This window comes from Paenibacillus sp. FW101-FHT12H11 (assembly GCF_058790355.1).
In genome coordinates this window covers 69409-85526 of sequence record NZ_JBYTCO010000012.1, presented here as the reverse complement: position 1 = coordinate 85526, position 16118 = coordinate 69409, and the positions used below count along the sequence as shown (strand labels likewise).

Here is a 16118-nt window from a genome sequence, read left to right as displayed (position 1 = left end):
CGGATCTTTTCTGGTCGACCTCTTTTTTTGGCCCAACTAATACTAGCTGGGCTCTTTGGCACGACTTTCATTGATCGTGATATTGAATTTTCGTAACAATTGTGCGAATGTTTGGCATTCTTCATCTGACCACTCTTTGAGTACTTCCTTAAATCGAACTGACCTTGCCTTTTTATATTCATCTAATTCATGTTTGCCCAAATCCGTTATTTGCAAGGTGTATGCTCTTCGGTCTTGGGGGTCAGGGATTCTGTACACGTATTCCTTCTGCTCTAAGGAAGATGCTTGTCTACTGACGGTGGAAATATCCAATTGAAAAATATCCGCCAATGCTTTTACGCCAGCGCAGCCATGGGCCGATATTTGGTGCAGCAGCAGATAAGCAGAGCGATCGATATTTCCGAATTTCTTGTCGGATGACAAGGACGTGAGGCGGCGAACGAATATGGCCATTTCAAGTTCTATGATCTCCAATGAATCTATTTTCATACTTCTTCACCTCATTAGCTATATGAACTATGGTAACATACCCAACTCCAATTTTGAATCTGAAAAGAGGCTGAAAAATGATGATTGACAACCCTCTATAAAGTTGTATAATACAACAATGTAGTTTTATGATACAACTTGTTTTTGGGGGAGTCAATGTCGCTCTTCAATTCTATTCGTCTGAAATGAGGTGTGAGGATGTATCTTGAAACCAATATTGCTAAACTTTTGAGGCAATTGACGAGATACCATAAAGAGTCGTTAGCTAAAAGGATTAATTGTTTGGGTTTAACACCTCCCCAATTCATGACGTTGTGTCAAATTAAGAAGGAGCCCAAGACGATTGGGCAGATTGTCGACGCTGTTGATTTATCTTACAGTACCGTGTCGGGTATCATAGATCGGCTTGAACGCGATGGTTGGCTTGAACGTGTGAAAGACGAAGTGGATCGCCGCGTGACTTGGATTTATATGTCGGAGAAGAAGCTGGCAAGGTTTGAGGAAAATTCTTTTTTTCAAGAAGCTAATTATTCAAAGTTTTTAAATGGATTCTCAGAAGAAGAATTAGTCACCATTCATAATTCTTTTGATTTGATTACAAGACATTTGGAAAAGAAGGTTGAGGAGAAATCATGAAGCGTAAAGTAATGTTGTATATCATATTGACCGCTTTGGTCGTCGTTGGTGGAGGTATCGGCGGTTATTTTTGGTATGAAGGCCAAAACTACCTGACTACGGATGATTCCAGGCTTGCCGGAGACATCTACAAAGTAATGCCGCGAATTACCGGAAAAGTGACTTCGTTGCAAGTTAGCGAAGGAGATCATGTGTTGGCCGATCAGATCATTGGGCAGCAAGACAACAATAATTTGCCCACAAGCAGCCTCGATCAAGCGGCACTACGCTCACCAATTGAAGGAACTGTCATTAAAACATTGGTGAAAGCCGGAGAAGTCTCCTCACCAGGCCAAACGGTCGCGATGGTCGTAGATACGAACAAGTTGTACGTCTCGGCCAATGTGGAGGAAACAGAGATTCATAAGGTCAAGGAAGGCGAAGTCGTAGAAATCAATTTGGACAATTTCCCTGGCAAAGTGCTGCTAGGCAAAGTGCAAGAAATTAGTAAAGCCACGGCGTCGACCTTTTCGCTGCTGCCTGCTACGAATACCAGCGGGAACTTTACAAAAGTCACCCAACGTATCCCTATCAAAATTTCGATTGATGACAATCAAGGGCTTGAGTTATCACCCGGAATCAGCACTTCAATCAAAATCCATTTGAAGGGCAACTAAAACAAGAGGAGTTAGTCGACGATGCATATACGAAAACAAATAATCGTTCCAGCGATTCTCATATTGGCAGCTATTGCGATCCTTCCTGGATGTGGCGCCAAAGTTTCAGGACAAGCGGATTCTGCAGCCGTACCGATTCAAGTTATTAAAGTGGGACAACCTGCAACTGCTGGTTTAAGCGGTAAAGTTATTCCGGATCAGGATATTAAAATTGTATCCAAAGTTGCTGGTAAAGTTGCCAGCGTAAACGTACAAGAAGGTAGTAAAGTTAAACAAGGCGATGTTCTGGTTCAACTGGAAACAAGCGATCTGACGCAGCAAGTGAAACAAGCGGAATCTGCCCTTGTTGCAGCACAGGCTAAACTTGTCGATACCAAAGCAGGTGCCCGTTCGCAGGAAATTCAAGGGCTTCAAAGCGCAGTTAGTGCAGCTCAAGGCGCCTATCAACAGGCAACCGCGGCGATGGAGCAAGCCAAAGCAGGATTCGATCTCGCCACAAGCACTTATAACCGTTTAAGAAATTCCTACGACAGCAATTCCGGTGTAACACAAGAAGATTTGGATAAAGGAACACTTGATTTTGAGAAAGCGAAAGCTGCCTCTGAACAAGCACAGGGAGCTCAAAAAGCGGCTGAAGCGCAGCTCCAAGGAGCAGAGGCTAAGCTGCAATTGGCAAAAGTAGGACCAACGGATAATACGATTTCAGCGCTTCAGGCTGATGTTGACCGTTTAAATGCAGGTTTAGAGCTTGCTAACAGCGGTTTAAGCAATGCGACAGTTACCGCGCCAATCGACGGACTAATTGTCAAAAAAAGCATTTCCGTGGGTGAACTCGCTCAACCGGGCGTGCAGATCCTCTCTTTGGTGAACATGGATCAAGTTCAAGTGGAACTGAGTGTGTCCGACAGCCAAATCACGCAAGTGAAAGCGGGCATGCAAGTAGATGTTGCGATTCAAAATTTGCCGAATCAAACCTTTAAAGGCGAGATTTCTTTCGTAAGTCCTGTTGCTAACGCGAACAGCAATACGTTCCCTGTCAAAGTGAAGGTAGACAATAAAGACGGTTCACTTTTTGCAGGTATGGTGGCTGAAGTTAAACTGAACGCAGCTCAAGAGAGCCGTTTGGAAGTTCCGAAAAGCGCCATTATTAAAAAAGATCAAAAAGAATATGTATACACCGTAACCGACAACACAGCCCACCTCGTTGAAGTAAAAACAGAGGAAAAAAACCAGGATTGGTCGTACGTGCTGCCTACGGATAAATTAAAGGCTAATGAACAAATCGTCGTGAATCCTGCAGACAAGATTGCTGAAGGCACGAAGGTAAAAGCCGAATAGGAGGCGCAGCTATGGCCGATGCATCGGCAGTGAAACAACAAGAATCAGAAGGCTCCGGTAAAATGTGGCTGTCGCTTATCGCCATCGTTATGGGTACCTTCGTTGCCGTTTTGAACAGCAGCTTAATGAATGTAGCTATGAACAAGTTCGTTGCCGTATTCGGCTCGGATATCAATACGATGCAGTGGGTCATTACGGGATATACCTTGGCATCTGCGATGGTTATTCCGATGAGCGGCTTTCTCGGTGCCAAATTCGGAAATAAAAATATATTTATTTACTCGGTAGCCGGGTTTACCTTATTCTCCATAGTTTGCGGTTTGGCTTGGAGCTCTAGTACAATGATCTTATTCCGAATCATACAAGGTTTTGCCGGCGGATTTATTATGCCAATCGGGATGTCCATTATTTATACCACGTTTCCCCGGGAGAAAACCGGTACAGCGATTGGCCTGTGGGGGGTAGCCGCGATGTGTGCCCCTGCACTCGGACCAACGTTCGGCGGATATCTAATCCAGAATTACAGCTGGCGATTGCTTTTTTTCATCAATATACCTATCGGTATTCTTGCCGTCGTACTTGGGAAGATATTGCTGAAAGATTCTCCAAGAAGACAAGGATTAAAATTTGATTTAACCGGAGCTATCCTTTCCATGGTCTTCTTTGGAAGCTTGCTATTGGCGCTAAGTAAAGGCCAGCAGCAAGGATGGACTTCTTTATTCATCATTAGTTTACTGTTTGTTGCCTTCTTCAGTTTGCTACTCTTGATCTGGGTGGAGCTCGGAGTCGAGCAGCCTGTACTTGATCTGAAGCTTTTTAAAAATTTAAAATTTGCCATTAGCGTTGTTGCGGGTAGTTTAGTTATGATGGGTATGATGGGCGGTACGTTTTTGACCCCGTTATATTTGCAAAATATTCAGGGGCTCTCCGCCATGCAGACCGGGCTTGTGATGATGCCGCAGTCCATCGCGATGGCGCTTATGATGCCGATCAGTGGCAAGCTCGCCGATAAATTCGGGATTGTCCCTTTATGTATCACGGGGCTTACCATCCTTGGTGTCACGACAGTGGACCTGCACCATCTCACGACGGATACGCCTAACCATTGGCTAAATACCGTATTAACGATCCGCGGTATCGGAATTGGGCTTTGTATGATGCCACTAACCACGGCGGGCATGCGTGCAGTAGCTCCACAGCAAGTCGGCAACGCCTCGCCGCTATCCAACGTCATTCGTCAGGTTGCTGGTTCCTTAGGGATTGCCATCTTTACGGCGCTCATGAGCAACCGTCAAATTCAACATTTTCAACATATCAGCGACAGTGTGCCCGTTGATTCCGTTACTGCAAATAGCACAATCTCTATGCTTTCAGGCTCCATTTATTCCTGGTCGGTCGATATGACAACAGCCTCAGGAACTGCAGCTACTTATCTGGCTGGTTTTATGCAAAAAGAATCATTGGTCAGGTCAATCGCTGACACTTTTTATATTTCTGCGATTCCTGCATTCTTATGTATTCCATTCGTTCTCTTCTTTATCCAGAGAAAAAAGGCACCAACCGAGGTCAAAAAGTAAATGATTTTATAATATCCAGATTTATATCCAGCTTTTGAGAGGAGTACGAAAATGAAAAAAAGTTTATCCGTTATCGTGAGCTCAGCTATGGCTGTTACTTTGTTTGCATCTGTAGCTCTAGGTGCGACTGGCGCAAAATCCTCAGCGGATTTCAGTGATTTAAGTGGGCTTGATGCGGGAACCAAAGCTAAATTTGATGCGATGATTTCCTCAGGTATTTTTGATGGAGTAAGCAATGGCGTTTTTGGCCTTCATGATAAAATGAACCGTGCGCAATTCGCCAAAGTGGCGGCTTTAATCTTCGGATTGAAGGTAGATTCAACTTTGCAGGCATCTAGTTTCAGCGATGTGAGCAGCTCAGATCCGGCAAATGGTTATGCCCTACCTTATATCGAAGCGCTGAAAGCAGCTAACCTTACCGACGGCTTTGGCCAAGGCACCTACAACCCGGCAGGCGAAGTTACGAAAGAGCAGCTGGCAGCCTTCCTAATTCGGGGATTGAATAAAGATGCCCAAGCTAAAGGAACTACAGGGGTTAATGATAACACCGTCTCAAGTTGGGCCAAAGGTTATGCCGCGTTGGCTATTCAATTGAACCTGCTCAGCAACCAAGCTGACGGTACATTCGGGGGAACCCAACCTGCGACACGCGACCTGCTGGTTACTTCCTCTTATGCAGCGAAGCAGCAATTTGTACCTGGGAGCACGCCTTCCGGACAGCATTCGGAAATCCATGCAGAAGACCTGAAGGCCTATAGTCTTCCAGGAGGTTCACAGGCTCAAGTTAAGAGTGTTCTGCAGGAAAAAACAACAGATGGTTGGAGAGTCGGAACCGTCGTTAAGCTAACCAATTCGTCCAATTCCACGATACGGGTTCCTGATTACGAACTGCGTGTCAGAACGTCAGACGGCACGGATTACACGTTAGTGCCAAGCGCAAGCAATGCTCGTTCGATTTTGCCTCAGAGTGATGTGACACTTAGTTATATGACCGATATTAATGTGAAGTCGGACGTAAGTTTAACAGATGTCCTTTGGATCGATGTGGATACAAAAGTATATCCTAAACAGGAAACGCTGCTTGCGGATTCTCCTGTTGGATCGATCGTATGGCGCGGTAATGATGCGGTGATTAATGACGCTTCGCTCATGGGAGAGTGGGGAGCTACCTTCTCCATTCCAGGCGTGACTTCATCTCTGAAATATTCGGCGACAAGCCTGTCCAAGCAGTTCGCAGGGCAATCGCCAACCTATATCGTACAAGTGAAAGTTCAGAACTCCGGAAGCTATGCGGAAACCATTCCGGATTTTACGCTTAGCGGGAAATCGAGTGGGCAATCTTTTATTGGAAAAAGAGTTGAGGAATCCCCAATAACTCTGAATGCGGGAGAACAGAAATATATCCATTTTGCGGTTACGACGGAAGCGAGCACGCAATTGAATGCTTTCTATGTTCTTACACCTGAAAGTTTCTTGAAACAAGGTCAAACAACGCCGCTTCAATACTATACAGGACGCATCGGATTCGGACTTCCGGCTAATGGCGGAACAGAAACAAGTACAGTTCCTTCCGGAGGCAACTATACCTTTGGTTCACCAATGGTATTCGAGCAAGGGAATGAGTTCATCAATCCCAATCTGGCTGTTTCGTTGGAAGAATTGCATGTGACGAATAACGAAGAAACCGGAAATAAGACGGGACTAGCGAAGTTCAAGCTGGTCAATAAAGGTGATAAGCCGATTCCAGTACCGGCACTTGCCGCGGATTTAACAGGGAAAGATGGTTTCACGTATACGGGAAACCGTCAAACGTTGGGTACTTCGGACATCGCTCCTGGCACTGGAGTTGTAGTTAGCTATGGCTATACGATTCCATCGACAGACCAAAGCGATCAGTACAAATTGAATGTGCAGGGCGTCCTTGCAGGCACTACGCAAGGCCAAACGGGTTATAAATCCACCATTGCCAGTTACACGGTCAGTACGCAAACCGACAACGATCATAACAATGTTTCCTTATATCCATTTAAGTTGAACATCAAAAGCTGGACCTTATCTCAGCTGACGATCACGACTCCGTCCTTATCTTATACCTACAAATTAAATCTCGATTTGGACATTACACGTGACCCTGAAGTCCTTGTAGATAATAACTTCTCCAAATTAAAATTTGAATTGGTTGATGGTTCCGGCAGCTCATTAGGCTCGAGTTCGTTCCCTTTCAGCGGAACAAATCGTTTGGTGAGCGGCTCGCAAACGCTGAGCTTCAGCAATTTGACTCAAAACCAGATTCAGAATAATGTGTCCATCAGAGTTTATGAAGCGGTGACTACACCGAATGGTGAGATGGACAGATTTATTGCAGAGTTGAAATAATCTTTATTGGAAAAACGGAGCCCGCAAATCTTGCGCGGCTCCGTTTTTGATTTGTTCGAGGGTGTACGAGCCCCAGCTGCCGACGCTAACGGACTGAGATGACGCTATTTGGTGCTTTTGAGGTAGATCGAGAATCTAACGGACTCACGAGCCGTTATTGGTTATGAAAATGCCAAAAACAGCGAAAAAGTTCAGAGATAGCGTCTCCTCAGTCCGTTAGCCCCGCGAAATAAGCTGAAATCGTCAGAATAACGGCTGCTGAGTCCCTTACAGAAGAGTGGCTAATTGGAAGGGCTGGCGAATGAGCTGCTTTTGGCGGGCGGGATTCTTCTGCAACCGTCCCCTAGCTCTCGTTGTAAAATAAAAAAAAGGCTGCCCCACCGGTCTTTACAGACCTTCGGATACAGCCTCACGTTAAGCCTAATCACCAGAAGAGGGGGAGGTAGCTAGAACCAGCATCCTACCACTCCGCCACTGTACCATCCGCTTGGCGCCAAACGGGGTTTTTCCAAGTATGCCCGATAGCGGCCATTTCACGAACTTTGTCCTCGTTGATTTCGATGCCGAGACCTGGCGCGGTCAGGTTTTTGACGAAGCCGTCTTCGTATTGGAACACCGCTGGATCCTTCAAATAATCGAGCAAGTCACTGCCCTGATTGTAGTGAATACCCAAGCTTTGCTCCTGAATGAAAGCATTCGGGGAGCACGTGTCCAGCTGCAAGCAGGAAGCCAAAGCAATAGGGCCTAGCGGGCAATGCGGCGCCACTGCAACGTCGTAGGCTTCCGCCATCGCGGCGATTTTGCGGGTCTCCAGAATGCCTCCGGCATGGGAAAGATCCGGCTGAATAATGTCCACATAGCCTTGCGCCAGCAGATCTTTGAAGCCCCAGCGTGTGTACATGCGCTCGCCGGTTGCGATCGGGCATGAGGTGTGGCGGGCGATCTCCCGAAGCGCCTCATTGTTTTCCGGCAAAACAGGCTCCTCAATGAACATCGGACGGTACGGCTCCAGTTCTTTGACGAGGATTTTGGCCATGGACTTATGAATGCGTCCGTGGAAGTCGATGCCAATGCCGACATCCCGGCCGACGGCTTCGCGGACGGCGGCAATACGGGCGATAGCCTCGTCCACTTTGCTGAGCGAGTCGATGTAATGCATTTCTTCCGTGGCATTCATCTTTACGGCTGTAAAGCCCGCGGCTACCTGCTGTTTGGCCGCCAACCCAACGTCGCTCGGACGGTCGCCGCCGATCCACGAATACACACGTGTGCGCTCGCGGCACGCACCGCCCAGCAAATCATAAATAGGGGCATTGTAGAATTTCCCCTTAATGTCCCAAAGCGCTTGTTCGATACCGGAGATCGCGCTGGTCAGAATAGGGCCTCCGCGATAGAAACCGCCGCGGTACAAGACCTGAAACATATCCTCAATCCGCATTGGATCTTGGCCGATGATGTGCTCGCTCATCTCCATGACAGCGGCTGCGACTGTATCCGCTTTCCCTTCGACGATGGGCTCGCCCCAACCCGTAATGCCTTCATCGGTTTCGATTTTCAAAAACAACCATCTTGGCGGCACCTTAAACAGTTCTAATTTCGTAATCTTCATGGTAAATTTCCTCTCCCATAACCTAGAATGTCTTACTGGTTTACTGCCGCCATGAGCTGCTCGGCATATGTTGTAATCGCTTTATAATTCCCTCTTTGAATTTCGCTAAGTGAGACCAAACTTCCTCCCGCGCCGACAGAAAAAGCGCCTGCGTCGAGATAAGCGGCGGCATTGTCCTTCGTAATCCCGCCAACGGCGAGCAGGTTCACATCGTTCAGAGGTCCTTTGATCTCTTTCAGATATGAAGGTCCCAAGCTGGAGCAAGGGAATAATTTCACAGTGGATGCACCGAAATTCATAGCCTGCACAATTTCTGTTGGAGTAAGGGCTCCCGGAATCGGGAGCACCTCGCTATCCAAAGCCTTTTCAATCATGCCCTGATCCACATTCGGGGAAATCAGGAACTGGGCGCCTGCCCGAATGGCTTCATCTGCATACGCGGCGTTCAGCACGGTTCCGGCACCAATCGCCATGCGGCCCTCATACTTTTTGCGCATCATCTGGATGATTTGCAGTGCATTTGGCGTATTCAGTGTCACTTCGGCCAGTGCGATGCCGCCGCGCTCAAGCGCCTCGAAAAGAGGCTGCGCCTGTGAAGGCTCAATGCCGCGAATGATGGCAATGACCTTTGTTTTTTTCAACTGCTGCAAAACTTCCGACGACATACCGTACATCCTCCTCTTCTAAGAATATTGATCACGGTACTCCTGCGGGGTCATGCCATAATGCTTTTTGAAGGCATGGTTGAAGGAGTGGGGACGTTGGTACCCGAGCTGTGTGGCGATTTCGTATATTTTATCGTGACCGTTCTTCAGCAGATAGGCGGCTCGATCCATTCGTACGCGATTGACATAATCGCTGAGGTTATCGCCGGTTTCCAGCTTATAGATTTTAGACACGTACACAGGGTGCAAAAAGACATGATCGGCAATAGACTGCAGCGAGACATCGTTGGCCAGATGCTGATCGATAAAGGACCTGATGTCATTAATCAAGGTAACACGGCTGTCTTTTCGCTCTTGATCCATGTCTTCTCTCATCCGATGCAAAGAGCGAATCGTCCAATCACGCAGCTGGTTGACCGTACGAAACGGGATGCCCTCAGTCATCCGATCGTAATCACTGCCGATGAGTTGGTGCAGAGGTCGGCCATTTTTATGAGCAATATACGCAAAAGCTGACGCAACAGAGAAGTAAACCTCCAGCAAATGCTCCTGGGACTCGGAGAATTTCGCTTCCATTTCATCGAAAATCAGAGTCAGTTTATCCTCCGTATCCTCCCAACGTGCGGCTTCCAGAAGATGATTGAGCGTAGGTGGTTCGTACAGTCTTTGAAGAGCGGAGAGCTCTGGCTGAACGGATTCGTCGCCGAGCCGCATCAATAGCTCATGTTCACTGCCAATTTGTTTTCGAAAAGCGTTCAAAGAGGCGTTATACAGGGAGGTAACCTCACTGGGAAATTGTCCCCAGCTGCTCAGCAGAATGGAGATTTTACCTTTTAAATAATTTTTGACGGCAGATTGCAGGACGGAAGCGGTTCTCTCGAGCCAGGAGGAGTCTTCTTGATCCGCGGCCAACGGCTTCTTTTTCATCACAAAAATTAAATAATCATGCGCATCTTTCGTGTGCCAGCTATCGAATTTCTCCGCGAACAGCTCCTCGACCATGTTGCTGATGGCATACTCCATTAGCGATAAACGGCTCACATCGTACTCCAGGAAATCCGATTCCAGCCGAATCATCATGAGCACGCAGGGATGTTCATGGAAATCCGGAAGCTCCAGCATCTGCATTTTGTCCCGGAGGGATTGCTCGGTAAGCTTGCGCCCCTGAAGAAGGTCGCTCAGTAAATTTCCCCGCAGCAGAGGGAGGTTTTCCCTTACTGTATAGCTTAGCCGCTGCTTGGAGAAAACTTCCTGCCACTCGCTCTGAAGCTTCTCCATGACACGTCCGACAGCAGCCAGCAAATCCGGCTCGGTAACGGGTTTAAGCAAATAATCTTCCGTGCCTTGAAGAATCGCTTCCTTGGCATAGTTGAAATCGGAATAACCCGATAAGAGGATGCATTTGGTTTTCTGCCATCTGCGGTTAATCTCGGCAATGAGCTGCAAGCCCGATATACCTGGCATCTGAATGTCGGTAAGGACAATATCGATGGAGAATTGCTCCAGGAGCTCCAATGCTTCTTTGCCTGAGTAGGCTTTGAATACTTGTTCAATCCCAATGGATGCCCAGTCAATCGTGGCATGAAGCCGATCTACGACATGCGCTTCGTCATCGACAATCAACAGTTGAATCATCGTTTGCTCTCCCCGCCAGCTTCCGGAAGGTTCATCTGCGCACCGCGCTTCCAAGTTAACACAGCCTTCAAGCCTCCTTTTTCACCGGGATAGAAAGTAAGCCCTGATCCTTCTCCGAACTGGTAATACAGCCGGTGGTGGACGTTCCAAGTGCCGCAGCCAATGTCATCCGACATCGGGGAATGCAGCTGTTCCAACAGCCGGGCCAGTCCCGCCTCGTTCAGCCCTGCGCCGTTATCTTCAACGATGACGCGGTTCCAGTTCTCATCCTGCTCACCGGTTATGGTGATAAGATCGCCTTCCACGCTGCGTTCGATGCCGTGCAGGATGGCATTCTCCACCAAAGGCTGGAGGATTAGCCGCGGAACCCATTCATCCAGCATATCCGCGGGAACGGAAATATCGTATTTCAAACGATGGATACGCAGGTGCTGAATATTCAGGTAATGGCCGACCAGATCAAGCTCATCTGACAGTTTAACGGCCTGCTTCTCAACCCTGGTCGTATAGCGGTAGAATTCGGCCAAATTTTGCGCCATAGCTACGACAGATTCCTTATCTTCCAACTCAGCCGAATTAATGATGAAGAACAAGGAGTTGTACAGAAAGTGCGGATGAATCTGCGATTGCAGCTGCTTCAAGGTCGCTTCGCGAGACCGGATTTTCTCCGCATAGACGTCTTCGACCAGCACTTGAATTTGCTCCGCCATTTCATTGAACCGCTGGATGAGGAAATCAAATTCATTTTTGGCCTTATAGTGGATGCGGGCGGACAAATCACCGCGTTTTACCTTTTGCACGCTTTGCATCATTTTGCCAATCGGTATTTGCACATTCCGGTACAGCAGGAAAGAAGCAAGCACACTCATAACGAGCAGAAGCCCGATGGTGGTGTAGAACAATTTGCGCGTCATGGTAATGGGTGAAAGTATTTTCTCTACAGGCACATAATCGACTAAATACCAGCCTAGCTGCGTGGATTTCACATAGCTGATCAAATACTGCTGACGATCGATCTCGAACTGGACTTGACCGGAGTTGGGAAGGTCCCCATCCAGGGTAAGGCGCTCTCTAATGGCATTCGTAATCTGCTGATTGGAAGAGCTGTTATCAATCAGTGCGTTCTTGCCGTCAACCAAAAAAGGGTCGCTGCGTTTATCCTGCTTGTACACATCCATGAGATTCACCATGTTCTGGACGCTGAACCTAACCTGATAGAGCACGTTTGCTTGGTCCACCGTCTGCGCACGGATCGGCTCGCTAATTTCCCGGATGAACGACCCAATCCCTTTGTCGCTCTCCCGTACCTCATAGGTCCAAGTGCGCTGAATGGCTCGATGCCAAGGCCACACATCCGTGCCGTTGACGAAAATACTGGAGGAAAGCACCTGCTTTCCCTTGGGTATGGCAATCGTGAGTTCATTGACCCAGCCGCTGGAGACGCTTTGCAAGCTGAGTTTTTGAATCATTCGTGATTGTTCTTTCAGCACATCATAGTCTGGTGAGTCGCTACGGTTGATGTATTCCCTCATATAAGGATCGCTCCCGAGAATGACAGGGGACATGGCCAGCCGCTCCACATCCGCATCCAGCTGATGCATGAAGAAGGAGAGCTGATTTAAATTCGAAGATTGAATCTGATCCTGCACAACGTTATTCGTAATCCGGTTCGTATAGCTGTACAGCAGCACGATAGGAATGAGCAGTAAGATCAACATGATTAAGATTTTGCTGAAAATATTAAGTTTATAGGGCATGCCAATTCACCTTCCGGGTCCGCTAAGCGTTATAACTTAGAGTATACGCCTACGAGAGAAGTCCTCCAAATGAAAGGAAACCTCTCTCGTCATTGTATCCAGGGATATCCCATCGGAATTAACCTTTTACAGCACCTGCGGAAAGCCCGCTGACAACATAGCGCTGCGAGACTAAGGCGATGATCAGCACCGGAAGCGTAATGATGCAGGCTGCAGCCATAAGAGCGCCCCAGTTAATTTCCGAATAAGACATGAAGTTAAATACGGCGATTGGCAGCGTCTTCGTTTTGTCCCCAGCCAGAATAACAGAGAACATGAAATTGTTCCAAGAGAAAATAAATGAAAGCAGAGACGCCGTAATCACGCCAGGTCCGGAGATCGGCAGAATAATCCGCAGGAAAACCTGATGATGCGTACAGCCGTCAATAAGGCCGGATTCTTCGATTTCCGTTGGCAAAGCTTCAAAGAAGGAGATCATGATCCAGATAATAAAAGGCAAACCGACGAGCATGTGGCTTAGAATAAGGGCCGTATACGTGTCCACCAAGTGGATTTTGGAAAATAAAATGAACCAAGGGATCAGGAAAGTAATCCCTGGGATGATTCTCGCGACTAGAATGAGAAGTCCAAGTTTTTGTAGATGATGTCTTGCAATTGCATAGGCTGCTGGCAGGCCAAGGATAAGGGACAACAGCGTCGAACCGAAAGCAACAAGGAAGCTGTTCCAGATGAATTTCAAGAAATCGTATTCCTTGAACACACTGACATAGTTATGAAAAGTCGGTTTGAAAATAAACAATTGGCCGGTCGACAAAATTTGCGATTGTGTTTTAAAGGAAGCGAGCAGCATCCAGACAAACGGGAAGGCAAAAACAATCAACACGATGAAGGTGAGCAGGGTTTGCAGCAATCGTGAACCTCTTTTTTTCTTCATGAAGTTGCTCCCTCCATTCGTTTACGCATCCAAATCATAAATAACGTAAGACCCATCACCAGGGCGAAGAAAATGACAAGCAGGGACGATGCCATACCGAGCTTGAAGTATTGGAAGCCAAGTACATAACCGTAAAGATTCAGCGTCTCCGAAGCGAAGTTCGGTCCGCCTTGGGTTGTTGCGTAGATGATGTCGAATGTTTTCAAAACGTCGATCAAACGAAGCATAGCCGCCACAATAATCGTTGGTCTTAAAAGCGGAAGTGTGATGGAAACGAACTTTCTCCATGTGCTTGCGCCGTCCACATCAGCGGCTTCATAAGGGTCAGTCGGCAGTGTAGCCAATCCGGCCATGATGATGAGCGCTATCATCGGCGTCCATTCCCAGACATCTACGATGACCAGAGACGGAATGACCTGATTGGGAGAAGCCAGCCATAGTAAGGGTTCCAGCCCTAATGACTTGAGCATCATGTTGGCGACACCGATTGTTGGCTCATAAATCAGCATCCAGACCAAGCCCATGGCGACCGGTGTCGCAACCATCGGAAGCAGGAAAACTGTTTTGACGAGGTTTTTTCCTCGGAACTCTCTGGAAAGCAGCAAAGCGATGGCGATGCCAAGAATAACCTCCAGAGCGAGTGCTGCAAAGGTAAAATAAAACGTCGAGCCTGCGGCATGCCAGAAGCGCTCGTCTTTTAGTAAAGCGGCGTAGTTGGCTAAGCCCACCCACAGAGGTGGCGTCGTAGCGGACATGCTCCACTCGTAAAAGCTGATGCGTACCGTGTAGATGATGGGAAACAGCATCATTAGCAGGACGAAGATGACGGCCGGAAGGGTATAAATCCATTTTAAGTTGCGGTTAAACCAGCTGTATTGCACCTGAAGTCACCCTTTCTGATGTTTCGTATAGAAGCCGTATGAACGTATGAAAGATTGAAAGGAAAAAGGGCCATCAGATGACCCTTTTCACCCATCAAACATCTATTTATCTCGTTTTATCTTTATCGATGATCGTTTGCAGCGCTTGGTTAGCTTTATCGGCGACCGGTTGGAGGTTCGTTTCGCCGGACATCACCTTCTGCACGATTTCACCAACTGCATCACGAGCCTCACCTACGCTGATAACCGTTGGGCGGTCGTGGTCAACACCTGTTTTGGCGCTTTCCTTGATGATAGGAACTAGCTCTGCAGGGAATCCGGTCGTACCTTCCGGCTTATCCCATACCGAAGCGCGGGCGCCGGGATTGCCTTTTTGCTGCGTTTTCAACACGACATCTTTGCTTGTCGCCCATTGGATGAAGGCCCAAGTCGCATCTTTATTGCCTGATTTGGCATTCATGGCAAGTCCCCAAGATGTGATGCTGTAAGGCTTGGAGCCCGCTTTGCCGCCAGGGAATACTGCGAATCCGACTTGATCAGCTACTTTTGATTTGGCAGGATCCGTGGCGTTCTGGTACAAGGAGTTGGCATCCGTTAAGAAAGCAACCTTTCCTTGTGCGAAAATACCAAAGGCTTGCGGCCAGGACATGTTAAGCACACCTGGAGGCGCATAATCTTTCAGCAGCGTACCGTATGTGGTAAAAGCTTTGATCGCCTCAGGCGTATCGATGCTCGCCTTCTCGCTTGTCGTGAAGTCCGCACCTTCCGAGTACAGGAAGGACGACACCTGCGTGACGAGCGGTGAGCGCTGGCCCCTTGCGACGAATCCGTACATTTCGTTTTTCGGATCGTGTAATTTTTTCACCGCAGCATTAAGCTCATCTAATGTTTTTGGAACGGCGATGCCGGCCTTTTGCAGCAAGTCCTTGCGGTAGTACAAAATCTCTTGCTCCGTAATAATCGGAATGCCCGCTAATTTGGATTCAACCGTTGTGGAGCCGATGGCTGATTTGGAAAAATCATTGAAATCGTAATCCTTCGCTTTTTGAGCGTAGTCATCTAAAGGCTGTACCCAGCCGTTTTTGTAAAAAAGCTTGCCTTCCTGAAGCGGTCGGTACATGAAAACGTCAGGCGTTGCGGAGCCGGATGTGAACTGAACCGTCAGTTTTTGTGTGAGCTGATCCTCGAAAAAGCTTTCCACATTCACTTTGATGCCTGTTTCCTTCTCGAAATCCGGCAGCAAAGGCTTGATGGCATCTGCCCACGGGTGGTTGGCCGTTACAAGCGAGATCGTTTTACCTGCGAACGGCTTGGCGTTAGCGGTTGCAGCAGCACCGGCGCTTGGCGCAGTAGATGGCTGTGTCGTGTTCGCTGTACTTCCGCAGCCTGCTAATACCGCTACTGCCATAACAGCCGTCGTGCCAACGCCAATCCATTGTTTGAATGATTTTTTCATCTAATATGTGACCTCCCATGTACTTAGAAATGACTGTGTTTACATCTCTAAGAGTACCTGAATCCTGTAGGGTGTTGATATAACTAAGATTTAAGATGGATAACTACGG

General features: G+C 47.8%; 13 protein-coding genes. 5 read left to right on the top strand and 8 right to left on the bottom strand.

Annotated elements, in window-relative coordinates:
- Window positions 1-42 precede the first annotated feature (42 nt).
- Window positions 43-489, bottom strand: coding sequence for a MarR family winged helix-turn-helix transcriptional regulator (locus tag AC3WTJ_RS31965; protein ID WP_127456833.1), 447 nt, complete (start codon window positions 487-489; stop codon window positions 43-45).
- A 198-nt stretch (window positions 490-687) separates the two neighbouring features.
- On the opposite strand from AC3WTJ_RS31965, the gene AC3WTJ_RS31960 reads away from it, so the two are divergent.
- The 5 genes from AC3WTJ_RS31960 to AC3WTJ_RS31940 are packed head-to-tail and all read left to right on the top strand — an operon-like array spanning window position 688 to window position 7072.
- Entirely contained in the window at window positions 688-1125 is a 438-nt protein-coding gene (locus AC3WTJ_RS31960) for a MarR family winged helix-turn-helix transcriptional regulator (RefSeq protein WP_181646513.1), read from the top strand.
- Window positions 1122-1781: an HlyD family secretion protein gene (locus AC3WTJ_RS31955; RefSeq protein ID WP_127456831.1), complete on the top strand. Its 660-nt coding sequence runs from the start codon at window positions 1122-1124 to the stop codon at window positions 1779-1781. The genes AC3WTJ_RS31960 and AC3WTJ_RS31955 overlap by 4 nt, the downstream gene beginning before the upstream one ends.
- Before the next feature lie 21 nt (window positions 1782-1802).
- Window positions 1803-3119 carry an efflux RND transporter periplasmic adaptor subunit gene (locus tag AC3WTJ_RS31950; protein ID WP_492525121.1) on the top strand — a complete coding sequence of 439 codons (1317 nt, stop codon included), beginning with the start codon at window positions 1803-1805 and terminating at the stop codon, window positions 3117-3119.
- Between the two features lie 11 nt (window positions 3120-3130).
- Complete coding sequence (locus tag AC3WTJ_RS31945; protein ID WP_492525120.1) at window positions 3131-4696, top strand: DHA2 family efflux MFS transporter permease subunit; 1566 nt, start codon at window positions 3131-3133, stop codon at window positions 4694-4696.
- 51 nt (window positions 4697-4747) lie between these two features.
- Window positions 4748-7072 (top strand): S-layer homology domain-containing protein, encoded by a 2325-nt coding sequence (locus AC3WTJ_RS31940; RefSeq protein WP_492525119.1) that lies wholly within the window; start codon window positions 4748-4750, stop codon window positions 7070-7072.
- A gap of 460 nt (window positions 7073-7532) precedes the next feature.
- On the opposite strand, the gene dgoD is transcribed toward AC3WTJ_RS31940, so the two are convergent.
- The 7 genes from dgoD to AC3WTJ_RS31905 form a co-directional block, all read right to left on the bottom strand.
- A complete protein-coding gene (dgoD, locus tag AC3WTJ_RS31935) occupies window positions 7533-8681 on the bottom strand; it encodes a galactonate dehydratase (RefSeq protein WP_492525118.1) in 1149 nt (382 codons plus the stop codon).
- Between the two features lie 32 nt (window positions 8682-8713).
- The gene (locus AC3WTJ_RS31930; RefSeq protein WP_492525117.1) at window positions 8714-9346 is read right to left on the bottom strand and encodes a bifunctional 4-hydroxy-2-oxoglutarate aldolase/2-dehydro-3-deoxy-phosphogluconate aldolase; all 633 of its coding nucleotides are present in this window, start codon (window positions 9344-9346) and stop codon (window positions 8714-8716) included.
- Between the two features lie 18 nt (window positions 9347-9364).
- Entirely contained in the window at window positions 9365-10981 is a 1617-nt protein-coding gene (locus AC3WTJ_RS31925) for a response regulator (RefSeq protein WP_492525116.1), read from the bottom strand.
- Window positions 10978-12738 (bottom strand): sensor histidine kinase, encoded by a 1761-nt coding sequence (locus AC3WTJ_RS31920; RefSeq protein ID WP_492525115.1) that lies wholly within the window; start codon window positions 12736-12738, stop codon window positions 10978-10980. The genes AC3WTJ_RS31925 and AC3WTJ_RS31920 overlap by 4 nt, the downstream gene beginning before the upstream one ends.
- Window positions 12739-12856: 118 nt before the next feature.
- On the bottom strand, window positions 12857-13672 hold the full coding sequence (locus tag AC3WTJ_RS31915; protein ID WP_157318326.1) for a carbohydrate ABC transporter permease: 816 nt from the start codon (window positions 13670-13672) through the stop codon (window positions 12857-12859).
- A complete protein-coding gene (locus AC3WTJ_RS31910) occupies window positions 13669-14553 on the bottom strand; it encodes a carbohydrate ABC transporter permease (RefSeq protein ID WP_127456822.1) in 885 nt (294 codons plus the stop codon). Before AC3WTJ_RS31910 ends, AC3WTJ_RS31915 begins: the two co-directional genes overlap by 4 nt.
- A 106-nt stretch (window positions 14554-14659) precedes the next feature.
- Entirely contained in the window at window positions 14660-16009 is a 1350-nt protein-coding gene (locus AC3WTJ_RS31905; RefSeq protein ID WP_492525114.1) for an ABC transporter substrate-binding protein, read from the bottom strand.
- Window positions 16010-16118 lie beyond the last annotated feature (109 nt).